Origin of the sequence: Paenibacillus konkukensis (genome assembly GCF_023523925.1) — a bacterium.
Lineage (GTDB): Bacteria > Bacillota > Bacilli > Paenibacillales > NBRC-103111 > Paenibacillus_S > Paenibacillus_S doosanensis.
In genome coordinates this window covers 1,587,467-1,601,355 of record NZ_CP027059.1, presented here as the reverse complement: position 1 = coordinate 1,601,355, position 13,889 = coordinate 1,587,467, and the positions used below count along the sequence as shown (strand labels likewise).

Genomic DNA, 13,889 nt, shown 5'->3' with positions numbered 1-13,889 from the left:
ATTTCAAATCTATCGGAGGAAGGGGAACATGATGAAACCATTGACCGCTATTTTAATAGGAGCAGGGGCCAGAGGAGCAAGAAGCTATGCTCCGTATGCGCTGGATTACCCTCATGAACTGAAATTTGTCGCCGTTGCCGAGAAAGACGAGGAGAGAAGGCAGAATTTTGCGAAGCAGCACCGGATTGAAGCCGCCAACTGTTACGATTCGTGGACAAAGCTGCTGCAAGAGCCGCGAATCGCCGATATAGCCGTCATCTGCACCCAGGACAGAATGCATTACGAGCCTACGCTGCAGGCGCTGGAGAAGAAGTATCATGTGCTGCTGGAGAAGCCGATGTCGCCCGATCCCGCCGAATGTATCCGGATGGAGGAAGCCGCGCGGAAGAACGACCGGCTGCTTACCATCTGCCATGTCCTTCGTTACACGCCGTTCTGGTCCGCAATTAAACGCATTCTGACGGAAGGGAGGATCGGCAAGATCGCTTCGGTCCAGCTGAACGAGAATGTCGGCTATTGGCATATGGCGCATAGCTTCGTCAGAGGCAACTGGCGCAATTCGGACGATTCGAGCCCGATGATTCTCGCCAAATCCTGTCATGACATGGATGTGCTCTCGTGGCTGATGGATGAGCCGTGCGTTCGGGTCAGCTCGTTCGGCTCGCTGATGCACTTTCATTCCGGCAACGCCCCCGCAGGCGCTCCGTCCCATTGTATCGACGGCTGCCCTGCGGAAACGTCCTGTCCTTACTATGCCCCGCGGTTTTATTTGGGAGAAGGCAAGGACTGGGCGAAGCATTTTACCCAAGAGCTTACCCGGGAGAAGATCGTCCAAGGGTTGAAGGAAACGGATTACGGACGATGCGTGTACCAAAGCGATAACAACGTAGTGGATCATCAGGTCGTCAACCTGGAATTTGCCGGCGGCGCGACCGCGATGTTCAGCATGTGCGGATTTACGCGGCACCAGGAGCGCCGCATTCAGATTATGGGCACCCGCGGCGAGCTGAGGGGAGAGGACGGGCGGCTCGTCTGGATGGACTTCTTGACCCATGAGGAGCATACGATTGACATTCCCGAACAATCAAGCGGACACGGAGGCGGCGACAGCGGCATCGTCCGGAGCTTTCTGCGGGAGGTCCGCCAGTATGACGGCAAGGAAAGCTTGACCTCGGCAGCAGCTTCGGTGAGAAGCCATCTGCTGGCGTTCGCCGCCGAACAATCCCGGCTGAATAACGGCGCTCCGGTGGAGATCGATTCGTATTACCGGCAGCTCGTAGGGAAATGAGCGGTAGCGGCGCGCTGTATCGATCGGCCGCTGCTCGTAAAAAACGCTCTCCTTTTATAGATAATTTTCTGGGAGGTCCGATCGATGACGGCTACGCTTAACATTTCACAAGAACGTCTTTACCGCTATGTCCGAAAGCTAATCGGCCATGACTCAATTACGCTGGGGGAATGGTCATGCTCCCGTCATGGCTGGCAAGCTTCCAATATAGTAACGGGAGGTTTATATCGGGTAGAAGGGACGGCCTTGGCGCAGGATCGGCCGATCCGATGGTCCATGATAGTGAAGATCGTAGTTCCTGCCGCCGGTTCCCAGGGACCGGCGCATTACAACTATTGGAAGCGGGAGATTTTGGCTTATCAGTCCGGGCTGCTTGAGAAGCTGCCTTCCGTGATCCGGGCGCCGCGTTGTTACGGAGTAGAGGAGAAGGAAGATAAGACGGTTTGGATATGGATGGAGGAAGTATCCGATTATTACAAGGGACAATGGTCGGGGAAACAGTACGAGGACGTTGCGCGATGTCTTGGTAGGTTTAACGGCGCTTATGGAAGCGTCGAAGCGCTGCCGTCCGCACCTTGGTTATGCAGCAATTGGTTATCTTCCTGGGTCGAAGAATGCGATAAATACGACAACGGGATAGCTCGGAAGCAAGAGGTATGGGCTCATCCTTCCGTCAAGGAATTATTCCCTTCCGATACGTTCAGACGGTATTCCGAGTTTTGCCGGATGCGTTCGCGGTTGCTGGACGGGCTGTCCCGATTACCCAAGGTATTTACTCATAATGATGCATGGCGGCCGAATCTGTATCTGCAGGAAGACGGGACCGTAGCGGCTATCGATTGGGCGTTTGCCGGAATCGCCGGCGTAGGCGAGGAGTTGGGGCGATACTACGGACTGTGCCTTCACTCGGGATTGGGCGCCTCCTTCGATATGGCGGAGCTGGCGGAGAAATTTTTGCAACGGTACTATGAGGGGCTTGAAGATGCAGGATGGAACGGCGGATTAAGACAAGTCCGATTCGGTTTTTTGACGGCGGCCGGCATTCGCTGCGGTATGCTCATCCCCAAGCTTATGGATAAAGCCTTGCAGGGAGACAGGGACGAATCCGAATCGTTGTTGAATCAGATTGAAGCGGCCCTTCAATTGCTTGGCATGGCCGAGGAAGCGGCTGCTTTATTAGGGAATTTGGCGCTTGAAGAAGGAGGCAGATCCGATTGAAAGCTCCGTTATTTCGCGATCCGATCTACGATGGAGCGGCCGATCCGGTCGTTATATGGAACCGGCAGGCCAAGGAATGGTGGATGGTCTATACGAACCGCCGGGCGACGGCGGAAGGAGTCAAATTCGCCTGGGTGCACGGCACCGATCTCGGCGTAGCCTCTTCCTCCGACGGAGGAAAGACGTGGGTTTACCGCGGCGTATTGACCGGACTCGATATCGAATGGGGCCGCAATACGTTCTGGGCGCCGGAAATCATCTGGCATGACGGCTTGTACCATATGTACGTCAGTTATATCCGCGGCGTTCCGCACGACTGGCCGGGCTTCGACCGACATATTCTGCATTATACGAGCGAAGATTTGCTGAACTGGACGTTTCGTTCCAGATTGGCGCTCAGCTCCGACCGGGTGATCGATGCGTGCGTGCACCGGCTGCCGGACGGCCGGTTCCGGATGTGGTACAAGGACGAGGCTCATCACTCCCATACGTATGCCGCCGACAGCGAAGACCTGTACCATTGGCAGGCGGTCGGGCCGGTCATTACCGAACGCGGCCACGAGGGTCCTAACGTGTTCCGATTTCAAGGCAGCTACTGGATGATCGTCGACGAGTGGAGAGGCCAGGGCGTCTTTCGTTCCGACGATCTGGAGCATTGGGAGCGCAGCGGCCTCATTCTGGATACGCCGGGCTCGCGGCAGGACGACGGGACGATCGGTCTGCATGCGGACGTCGTCGTTCAAGGAGACGAAGCTTATGTGTTTTATTTTACGCATCCGGGAAGAAGGGGCGGAGACGATACGTCGTCCTACGAAACGCGCCGTTCCTCGATTCAGGCGGCGCGGCTGCGGGTGGAGAACGGCAAGCTGACATGCGATCGCGACGAGGAGTTCGAATTGCGGCTGCGTCCTGAGGACGGATGCTGAAGGCCGGCGCGGCATGAGAGCGACAGCCGTGATGGTCGAGGCAGCCAAAGGGGCCAAGCAGGCTCAATTCTGCCGAATCCGGCCGGGCTGCCCCCGTCCGAGCGCAGCCGGGTCGAAGCCCGACCTAACCAAGCCGAACGGTCGGGGCAGTATACGCATGGGCCGCACAGGGGCCGGCCGAGCTTCCGCGCAGCGCCGAAGCGTGCGCCGCAAACGGCGCCGGGGGAAATCAACAAAAGGACAGACGACCGCTATCGGGTTGCCTGTCCTTTTGCTCTAGCGCCGCCGGTTAGCCGTTGACCGCGTTGACCGTCTGCCCCTGCAAAAACGACTGCACGTTGGCGACCGCTGTGTCCATCAGCCGGGCGCGCGCCTCCCGGGTCGCCCAGGCGATGTGCGGCGTTACGATGCAGTTGCGGGCGGACAAGAGGGGATTGCTCGCCTCGGGGGGCTCGACCGACAGCACGTCGAGCGCCGCTCCCGCGATAGCTCGTTCGTTCAGCGCATCGGCCAGATCCTGTTCGGCGATCAACGCGCCGCGCGATGTGTTGATCAGCAGCGCAGTCGGCTTCATCAGGGCGATGCGCTGCCGGTTGATCAAGTTAGCGGTATCCGGCGTTAACGGGCAGTGCAGGCTGACGACATCCGATTCCTTCAGCAGCGTCTCCAGATCAACCCACTCCACGCCGTCTGCGGGACGCGGCGTGCTCCTGCCGCTTCCGACGGCCAGGACGCGCATGTCCATCGCGCGGGCGATGCGCGCGGTCTGCGAGCCGATTTTGCCGAGTCCGATCAAGCCGATCGTCTTGCCGGACAACTCGATGAGCGGCGCTTTGGTGAAGCAGAAATCGGCGCTGCTCGTCCATTCGCCGGCCTTTACCGCTTCGTCGTGGCGGCCCACACGGTTGCATAGCTCCAGCAGCATGGCGAAGACGAACTGGGCTACGGAATGGGTTCCGTAGGTCGGAATGTTCGTTACGGGCACGCCGCGCCGTTTGGCCGCCTCCGTTTCCACGATGTTGTAGCCTGTAGCCAGCACGCCGATGTAGCGGAGGCGGGGCAGCTTGTCCAGCACGTCGGCGGCGAGCGGCGTCTTGTTCGTCAGCACGATATCGGCGTCCAGCGCCCGTTCGACGATCCGGTCGGCGGGCGTGCGGTCGTACACGGTGACCGCGCCTAATGCGGACAAGCCGTCCCAGGAAAGATCGCCCGGATTGAGCGTATAGCCGTCCAATACTACGATATTCACGAGTTACGTCCTCCTTTTTTATCCTAGCGGATTAGCTGTAATTGTCCTATGACCTGATAACGATATGTAAACGATATATCTAACCCCATTATAGCGGGAAGCGGCTAGAAGATATAGCGGAAATGAGGAGATGGCTTCAACAAAACGGTATTTGCGGCCAGCGGCAGCCGGGCCGTCCTCCTTGTTCCGCCTGGATCGATACGGTCTTTCTTCTTCTGCTGTGCGGGCAAAATTTTTTGGCAAACCTGATGACAATTAACGCAGAAAGGAGTATGTTTTATATAGCGAAGCTAAATAAATTGGAAGGGGAGAAACGCCTCTTGTCATTCTTCAAGAAATACGTAAAAAAGTATTGGAAGATGTTCACGGTCGCCGTGCTGTTCCTCACCTGCGAAGCGCTGGCCGACTTGACGCTGCCCACGGTCATGTCTCGCATCGTCGATGAAGGGGTAGCGAATCAGAATATGCGATACGTGCTGAACATGGGCGGATTTATGCTGCTGATAACGGCGCTCGGCGCCGTGGCGGCATCGGGGCGCAACATCCTTGCGAGCCGCGTGTCGCAGGCGTTCGGCGCGGAGCTGCGAGCGGATCTGTTCGGCAAAATTCAAACGCTTTCTTTTGAAAATATTGATAAATTCGAGAGAGCTTCTCTGGTTACCCGGCTCACCAACGATGTGACTCAGGTGCAGAATTTTACGAACGGAATGATGCGCATTTTCGTCAAGGCGCCTCTCTTGTGCATCGGCAGTCTGATTATGGCGGTGCGCCTGAACCCGCAGCTGGCCATTGTGCTGGCGGTCGTCGTGCCGATCGTCGGCGTACTGATCGCGCTGAACATGAAGGTCGGGTTCCCGAGATTCATCCGGGTGCAGAAAGCTCTCGACACCGTCAACAGCGTCATGAGGGAGTATTTGTCCGGCGTGCGCGTCGTCAAGGCGTTCAACCGGTTCGATTACGAGGTCGATAAATTCGGCGGCGTCAATCAGTCGTACCAGTCCCGCTCGATCGAAGCGATGCGCGCCATGGCGATATTCAATCCGGCGATCATGCTGACGGTGAACTTGGGCATTATCGCCGTGCTCTGGTTCGGCGGGCTCGGCGTATCGAGCGGAAATATTCAGGTCGGACATATCATCGCGTTTATTAACTACATGACGCAAATTTTATTCGCCTTGATGACGATTTCCATGGTGTTCAACATGTTCGTTCGGGCCAAGGCTTCCGCTCTTCGGATCGGCGAAGTGTTCGACGCCCGCAATCAAATGAGCTGGAAGGACGAGGTAAGGCTTGATCCGAACGCCAAGGGCAGGATCGATTTCGAGCAGGTCAGCTTCTCTTACGAAGGAGCCGCGGGAGAACCGGTGCTCAAACGGATTTCGTTCACTTGTCTGCAGGGAGAAACCGTCGGGATCATCGGCTCCACAGGCTCGGGTAAGAGCAGTCTGGTCGGGCTGATTCCCCGTTTTTACGACGCAACCTCAGGTACGGTCAAAGTCGGCGGCGTCGACGTCGGCGAGATCGATCCCGCCAAGCTAAGAGAGAAAATCGCGATCGTTCCGCAGAAGACGGTATTGTTTACCGGAACCGTAGCGGAAAATATTCGCTGGGGCAAGGAGGACGCCACGATGGAGGAAGTCGTGAGAGCGGCGGAAATCGCGGAAGCGCACCCGTTCGTCTCATCGTTCCCCGAAGGTTACGATACCGTATTGGGACAGCGCGGCGTCAATTTCTCCGGCGGGCAGAAGCAGCGGGTTTCCATTGCCAGAGCGCTGGTCAGGAAGCCGGAGATTCTCATACTCGACGATTGTACCAGCGCCGTCGATACGGCCACGGAAGCGAGAATCAAGGAGGGTCTCAAAACCTATACGAAGGACTTGACCTGCCTCATTATCGCTCAGCGAATCAGCTCGGTGATGGACTCCGACAAAATTATCGTGCTGGATCAAGGCGAAATCGTCGGAATGGGCCGGCACGAGGAACTTATGAGAACCTGCCTCGTTTATCAGGAAATTTACCAATCGCAGATGGGCAAGGAGGTGCGCAAGGATGTCGAAGCAGGATGAACAGCGGGCGGCGAGCCAGCCTCAGCCGGAGGTACCGCTGCTTCCGGGCGGACCGGGCAGGCCGGGAGGGTTCGGGAACAACCGGAGAGGCCCGGTAGTTAAGCCGAAAAATTTTAAAGGCACGCTGAAACGGATATGGCAGTTCGTCGGCACGCAGCGCAAGCGGCTGACGCTGGTGTTTATCATCATTTTGATCGATGCGATAGTGACTTTGACCGGACCTTACATCATCGGACGCGCAGTCGATGCCATGACGGCGGAACACGGCGGAGTTCAGTTTCAACTGCTGGAGCTGACGATTTTGGCGCTGACGGCGGCCTACTTGACGGACGGAGTGCTTACCTTTCTGCAGAGCTGGTTTATGGCCGGCATCTCGCAGAGAATTGTCGGCAACTTAAGGACGACGCTGTTCGCCAAGCTGCAGAAGCTTCCGCTGTCGTTCTTCGATTCCAGGCCGCATGGCGACGTGATGAGCCGGCTGTCCAACGATATCGACAACGTCAGCAACACGATTTCGCAATCGACGACCCAGCTTATGTCCGGGACGATCGCTTTGGTCGGATCGCTGACAATGATGATCGTTTTGAGTCCATTGCTCACCTTGGCGACCTTGATTACGGTTCCGCTCGTTTATTTGCTGGGGCGGACGATTACCCGCAAAACAAGCGTCCTGTTCAAAGAACAACAGGCTCAGCTCGGTAAGCTGAACGGGCATATCGAGGAGACGATTTCCGGCATTCATATCGTAAAGGCGTTCAACCACGAAGAGAAGGCGATTCATGAATTCGATGAAGTGAACGGCAAACTGTACGAAGTCGGCCTGAAAGCGCAAATCTTTTCCGGCTTTTTGATGCCGCTGCTTGCGGTGATCAACAATATCGGCTTTGCGGCGGTGGCGATCGTAGGCGGCGTACTGGCGGTCCAAGGCCATATTACCGTCGGCGTCATAGCCAGCTTTCTCAGCTATTCAAGACAGTTTGTCCGGCCTCTGAACGAGATGGCCAATACGTACAACATTTTGCAATCCGGCGTCGCCGGGGCTGAGAGAGTGTTCGAGGTGCTTGATGAGAAGGAGGAGCCGGATGACAAGCCGGGCGCGATCGAGCTGCGTAATCCGAAAGGCGACGTCGTCTTTCGCGATGTCAGCTTCGGCTACAGACCGGACGTTCCGATCCTCAAGCATGTCGATTTCCACTCGGAGAAAGGCAGCAGCACCGCGCTCGTCGGCCCAACCGGAGCCGGCAAAACGACGATCGTCAATCTGGTGACCCGTTTCTACGATGTAACGGAAGGGACGATATTCATCGACGGCCGGGACATTCGGGATTATACGCGCGACAGCCTGCGCCGCTGCTTCGGCATCGTGCTGCAGGATACGTATCTGTTTTCCGGTACGATCAAGGAAAACATCAAGTACGGCAAATCGGACGCTTCGGACGAGGAAGTGGAGGCGGCGGCCAGAATGGCCAATGCGGACGCGTTCATCAAGCGGCTGCCGAAGCAGTACGAGACGGTGTTGTCCGAGAACGGGGGCAACTTAAGCCAGGGGCAGCGGCAGCTGCTCGCTATCGCCAGGGTCATCTTGGCGAAGCCGTCCATCCTTATTCTGGACGAGGCGACAAGCAGTATCGACACGCGCACCGAGCTTCATATTCAGGACGCTCTGCTCAACATTATGAAAGGCCGAACAAGCTTTATCATCGCTCACAGGCTCAATACGATCCGCGATGCCGACGAGATTATGGTCATCGATCACGGCGAGATCGTCGAACAGGGCAGCCATGACCGGCTCATCGACAGACAGGGAACGTATTATCGGATGTTTTTCAACCAGTTCCGCAATATGGAAGGGTCTCATTGAACGGATCGTCGCATAATTAGGTAATACCAAGTCTATCCTCGGAGGGCTTGGTTTTTTTTATTGTTTAGGAAATGATGCGTAGCCATATCCTGTGGATATCCGGATTCTCCCCCGAAAGGAAAGTCTACCCATAGAACGATCCCAGAGGAAGGGTTAGACGCCGATCCAGCTTAGGCTGGATGCGGACGGAATAAGCTTCAGAGCATCACGTCACTGTTGGGGGATTTGTTCTATGCTTAGATTATTGGGCGCGGCCGCTACCGGTGAAAGAAAGAGAACAAAAAAATGAAATTTTCAGGCAAAAATCATGAAGATTATGAAAAAACTTTATGATATTGTTAAATATAGGAATGATTAAAGCGCTTTCTTATAAAGGGAATTCAAGAAGGGGGATATAACAAAATGGCAAGGAAAAGTTTTTTAATATCGGCGGCGATGCTGGTCGCCTTGACGAGCGCATGCAGCGGCAATCAGGAGACGAAGGCTACGGACGACGGGGCCTCCAAGCCGTCTGCGGTCAGCAATGATCCGGTAGAGCTGGTGCTGTACTCCACGGCGGCTACGTCGGAGGATGAGGTGAAGCGTAAATTTTCCGATCCGATTAAAGAGAAATTCCCGAATATTACGATCAAATATATTAAAAAAGGAACCGGCACGAATATCGACGACATCATAGCGTCCGGGCAAACCGTAGATATTTATTACGAAAGCACCAACTATTTTTATACGGTGAACAACTATGGGCTTGCTTATGATATGACCGATCTGATCAAAAAGCATAACATCGATTTGAGCACGTTTGATTCGACGATGATCGATTTTGCCAAAACGATGTCCAAAAACGGAATTTACGGTCTCCCGGTTTGGTCGCAAAACGTCATTTTATTTTACAACAAAGATATTTTCGATAAATTCGGCGTTCCATACCCTCAGAACGGGATGACCTGGGACGATTTGCAGCAAACGGCGAAGGCGCTTACAAGGCAGGACGGAGACAAGCAATATTTGGGCTTCGCTTCATCCCCGGCCCATACGATCAAAGCGAATCAGCTTGGTCTGACATTCCTGGACCCGCAGACCGACAAGCCTACGATCAATACGAATGAGAAGTGGAAGCAGCTGTACCAGGCGTATTACATTAATCCTTCCAACGATCCCGGCTTTAAAAAGGCGATGGTCGGGTTAAAAAACAAGCTGCCTTACAAGGACCCGTTCCTTAAAGACCGCAATCTGGCAATGATCGCTTACTTGAACGATCTGGACTGGGCCGCCTCCGGAGCCGAAGGCATGAACTGGGATATCGCCGCTCTGCCGGAATTTAAAGATCTGCCGGGCGTCGGCTCGCAGGCGTACCCGTTCTATTGGGGCGTTACTTCGATGAGCCAGCACAAGGATGAAGCGATGGAAGTCATTAAGTTTTTGACCGGCAAGGAATATCAGACGAAGCAGGCTCGCGCAGGCACCATGACGGCGCTGGCCGATGACGCGATTAAGAAGCAGTATGCCCAGGACAGCGCTTATAAGGATAAAAATACCAGCGCGGTATTTTACAATAAATACGCGCCGATGCCGCAGCGTTCGATGTTCGAAGGCGATGCGCAAAAAGCTTACGAGGATGCGATCCACGAGGCGGCGCTGGGAGATAGCGACATTAATACGCTGTTCCGCAAAATCGAGGAGACGGCGAGCAAAGCGGTCGATGCCGCCAAAGCGAAAAAATAATCGAAGTAAAGGAGCACGGCGATCCGGACGACGGGGCGCTGTGCTTTTTGCCGTTTGCGGGATCGGACGCGGCAGCTCTGCGTTCACGAATGGACGAAAGCCGTTAAAAAGGATTGTCCGGCGACGGGTCCGGGAGGTTTTTCTTGTACTGGTACGGCGTAAGCCCGGTCGCTTTCTTGAAGACGCGATGAAAATGCTGAACATGGGCAAAGCCGCATTCCTCGCTAATATCGAGAACGGATAAATTTGTCGTCCGCAGCCGCAGCTTCGCTTCGGCAATGCGCCTCCGATGAATATACTCCACGACCGTCAGCTGCGTAACCCGCTTAAACAGATGGCTGACGTAATATTTGCTTAAGTGAAAATGCCGGGCGACCGATTGCAAATCGAGCGGTTCGCCGTAATGCGTGTCGATGTAGTGAATCATCCGCCCTACTTCGGAGGAGGACGGCCGATGCCGTCCCGCAGCGGGCTTCGGCGCAAGCAGCGCAAACATCAGCAGCAGCGAGGCCGTATGCATACGGAGCAGAGCTTCCTTCTCCTTCGAAGGCGGCAGCTGCCCCAGCTTCATGAGAAGCGTCAAGCAGCTCACCAGCTGTTCCCGCTGCTCCGGCGACGCCGAGCGGAGTTTGCCGCACTTCGGGGACCGATTCATGTCCGAGAGCTGCTCATCCGGGACGGCAGCTATCGATTCCAGATGAACGGACTTCAGCACCGGTTCAACGGTTTCCTTGCGGAAGTTGACGACGAATCTCCGGTATCTCGTCCCTTTTTTGTACAGCATCCGGTGCACATCGTATTCCATAAGCAGCATGACATCGCCGTCCTTCACGTCGTAAGGAGTGCCGTTAATAAACAGCTGCAGATCGGCTTGCGCGAACAGCGCGAATTCGATCGCGTCATGGTAATGTTCAAGCGGTTCTTCCTGATCGATCACAAGGTCTTTATAATGAACGTGAAATTCATCCTTCATTTCAAGCGGCGTGTAGCCGTTCATCCGGGTCGCTCCTTCCCGCTGATATGTATTATTGTAAAAGATAACCAGATGATCTAGCAATATCATTTAGTTAATGGCTCCTAATGGGGGAAAAACTAAATAAAATAAGCAATATAGATTATAAATGAAACGGTAATGAAGCAATATCGCGGGCGATTTGCCGCTTCCGATCGATTATGATGAGGGGAAACGCGCCAGGCTCGCGCGAGGCTGGCAGCCATTATCGTATCGGGGGGAGTCCGAAAGCCATGAAAGGGTCTATTACGTATCAAGCCTTCGTTGACCGCAAGGATGAACGCAGCGGACGGACGGTGAGGCAGCTCACCTCCGCGGCGGGGAACCATCATCATTTATATTTTACGAGCAGCAGCTTTACCCAAGGGAACGATCACGTGTTGTTTCTAAGCGACAGCGGCGGGGGCAGCCCCAATGTGTTCAAGCTGTCGTTGAAGGATGGACAGACCGTCCAGCTGACGGACAACCGCAAAGGAATTATGAAGAGCTACGTTTATTACGACGGCACTCCTTATGAAGGGTTGGCGAAGGCCAGCCCGAGCTATCATCCGGGGACCGATTCGCTGCTGTATATTCAGGACCAGGAAGTGCGGCTGATTCATCTGCCGACGATGGAAGACCGGGTTGTGCACCGTCTGCCGGAGGGAGTGATGACCGGCTTTACCCATATTTCGGGAGACGGCGAGTATGCCTGCGTCCCTTATATATCCGCCGATGCTTTCGACGTCGGGGAAGGCAATCCGTTTACATTGATCCGGGACAAGGTGCAGGCCGGGCGGACCGAATCGCATGTGCTCGTCATCCATCTGCCGACGGGACGCAGCGAAATCAAATTCCGTCACGCGGGATGGATTACGCACGTACAGTTTCATCCCGACGATTCGGAACAAATTTTGTTCAATCACGAAGGCGGCATGGTGGCGCAGCGAATATGGCTGTACAAGGATGGAGTAGTGAGTAAGATCAGAGACCAGTCGGCCGGCGGGGACCGTCTATGGATTTGTCATGAAATGTGGGATTCCGACGGCAGCGGCGTCATCTATCACGGCACCCGCGGAGTGCCGAACGATCCTTCGATGCGCCATGCTTCGGTGAACGGTTCGATACAGAGCTTCGTAGGCTATGCGGGCCGCAGACAGGGCGAAGAGATCGAGATGAGCTTCCCCGACGGCATGAAAGATTACGGGCATTTCACTTTGGGATCGGATCGTACGATGCTGCTCACGGACGGCATCATCGACGCCGAATCACTGCACTGCTGCCGTGCGGATTGGGAGAGCGGGCGGCTCGAATGGGACTATATTTGCCGGCATGGGAGCAGCTTCAGCGTCCAGGATGTGCACCCGCATCCGATTTTCAGCCATGACGACCGGCTGGTGCTGTTTACCTCGGATACGCATAATGAGCGGAGCAAGGGCAATCTGTATCTGGTCGATCTGGGGGAGGAGCAGAGCGAGGCAGGGAACGCCTGATTTCCGGCTGCATGCGCAGTCGGCTGTCCTTCTATAGCACGGAAAATCCGCTGTAAAGGCGAGAGCTAGCGCTTCTAGAGCTTCTACAGTGCAGTACGCTCGCAACGGACACAGCGGCCGTTATATCAACGCTATCGGTCATTTGGGATTTCTAACGGACACAGATGCAGCTATTGGTCGCCAGAGCCGCCTTAGAAAGTCATTCGGAGCTATGTAAGCGCCAGGGTGACCGTTACGTTTAAAAAACGGCTGTTTGCGACGAATTAAGCTCGCTGGCGTCCGTTAAAATTAAAAGCTGTTCGATGCCCGGTTCCGGGGCTACACCTGCTGTACTGTAGCTTCCTTTCGGACTGCTCGAGCGCTTACCCCTGCTAAGAACCGCAGGCCGCGAATAAATCACCCGCCCTTTTAAAGGGGGGTGAAAAAAGAGCGGAGGGGCCATTGAATCTGGGAAAACGTTAGCGTTCGCCTTCGAAAACGGATGTTCTCCATAGAAAAATGGAAATTACCATCCAAAAGATCTGGTTTCAACGGTGATTGGAAGATCAAATGGGCGCCACAGCGGGCTTGTTCACCACACGTTAAAAAGGCGGTGAAAAACAAGCAGCCTGCGGTCGACAGAAGTTTCCACTCGCTCTTGTAGTCGGATTTTTTTCATTTTGAACCGCTAAAGCGGGGGAAATCCGTCTACAAAGGCGACTGCTTACGCTGTTTCAACTTTCTATCGACTCTCCGGCCACTTTTTTACCACGTTTTAAAAGCCCGGTGAAACAGTCAACGAAGTAAGCGAGAGCAATCTGGAGAAGCGAAGCGTTCGCCTTTGTTCCCGGATTTCCCCCGTTTCACGGGCTTACCTAATTCAAGAAATCCGGGAACATGAGCGATCGGAAGATGCTTTCGCATGCGCAGTCGGCGTTGTTCACCACCCTTTTAAAAGCCCGCCGAAAAAAACATCGCCCGGCGGCAGCTCTAACCTGGCCTCCTTATCCGGATCAAGCGGACAAGGAGGTTTTTTTGCGGCGATAATGCGCTCGGATGGGCAGACTTCAACGCAGATAGCCTATATAATGAAGGC

9 protein-coding genes are annotated in these 13,889 nt (G+C 54.9%); 7 read left to right on the top strand and 2 right to left on the bottom strand.

The window, feature by feature from the left end; all coding sequences use genetic code 11:
• The first annotated feature begins 31 nt into the window (after positions 1-31).
• The 3 genes from SK3146_RS07080 to SK3146_RS07070 all read left to right on the top strand — a co-directional run bounded on the left by SK3146_RS07080 (position 32) and on the right by SK3146_RS07070 (position 3,432).
• Complete coding sequence (locus tag SK3146_RS07080) at positions 32-1,288, top strand: Gfo/Idh/MocA family protein (protein ID WP_249866210.1); 1,257 nt, start codon at positions 32-34, stop codon at positions 1,286-1,288.
• 84 nt (positions 1,289-1,372) lie between these two features.
• Entirely contained in the window at positions 1,373-2,506 is a 1,134-nt protein-coding gene (locus SK3146_RS07075) for a phosphotransferase family protein (RefSeq protein WP_249864414.1), read from the top strand.
• Positions 2,503-3,432, top strand: a complete 930-nt coding sequence (locus tag SK3146_RS07070; RefSeq protein ID WP_249864413.1) for a glycoside hydrolase family protein — start codon at positions 2,503-2,505, stop codon at positions 3,430-3,432. Before SK3146_RS07075 ends, SK3146_RS07070 begins: the two co-directional genes overlap by 4 nt.
• 289 nt (positions 3,433-3,721) lie before the next feature.
• Here the strand turns inward: SK3146_RS07070 and SK3146_RS07065 are convergent, their stop codons facing one another.
• Positions 3,722-4,681: a D-2-hydroxyacid dehydrogenase gene (locus tag SK3146_RS07065; RefSeq protein ID WP_249864412.1), complete on the bottom strand. Its 960-nt coding sequence runs from the start codon at positions 4,679-4,681 to the stop codon at positions 3,722-3,724.
• Positions 4,682-5,001: 320 nt separating this feature from the next.
• Here SK3146_RS07065 and SK3146_RS07060 point away from each other — a divergent pair, with 320 nt between their 5' ends.
• The 3 genes from SK3146_RS07060 (at position 5,002) to SK3146_RS07050 (ending at position 10,330) form a co-directional block, all read left to right on the top strand.
• Positions 5,002-6,747: an ABC transporter ATP-binding protein gene (locus tag SK3146_RS07060; protein WP_249866209.1), complete on the top strand. Its 1,746-nt coding sequence runs from the start codon at positions 5,002-5,004 to the stop codon at positions 6,745-6,747.
• On the top strand, positions 6,731-8,608 hold the full coding sequence (locus SK3146_RS07055; protein WP_249864411.1) for an ABC transporter ATP-binding protein: 1,878 nt from the start codon (positions 6,731-6,733) through the stop codon (positions 8,606-8,608). Before SK3146_RS07060 ends, SK3146_RS07055 begins: the two co-directional genes overlap by 17 nt.
• Before the next feature lie 402 nt (positions 8,609-9,010).
• On the top strand, positions 9,011-10,330 hold the full coding sequence (locus SK3146_RS07050; RefSeq protein ID WP_249864410.1) for an ABC transporter substrate-binding protein: 1,320 nt from the start codon (positions 9,011-9,013) through the stop codon (positions 10,328-10,330).
• Between the two features lie 103 nt (positions 10,331-10,433).
• On the opposite strand, the gene SK3146_RS07045 is transcribed toward SK3146_RS07050, so the two are convergent.
• A complete protein-coding gene (locus SK3146_RS07045) occupies positions 10,434-11,393 on the bottom strand; it encodes a helix-turn-helix transcriptional regulator (protein ID WP_249864409.1) in 960 nt (319 codons plus the stop codon).
• Positions 11,394-11,575: 182 nt separating this feature from the next.
• Here SK3146_RS07045 and SK3146_RS07040 point away from each other — a divergent pair, with 182 nt between their 5' ends.
• Positions 11,576-12,814, top strand: a complete 1,239-nt coding sequence (locus tag SK3146_RS07040) for an oligogalacturonate lyase family protein (protein ID WP_249864408.1) — start codon at positions 11,576-11,578, stop codon at positions 12,812-12,814.
• The last annotated feature ends 1,075 nt before the right edge of the window (positions 12,815-13,889 follow it).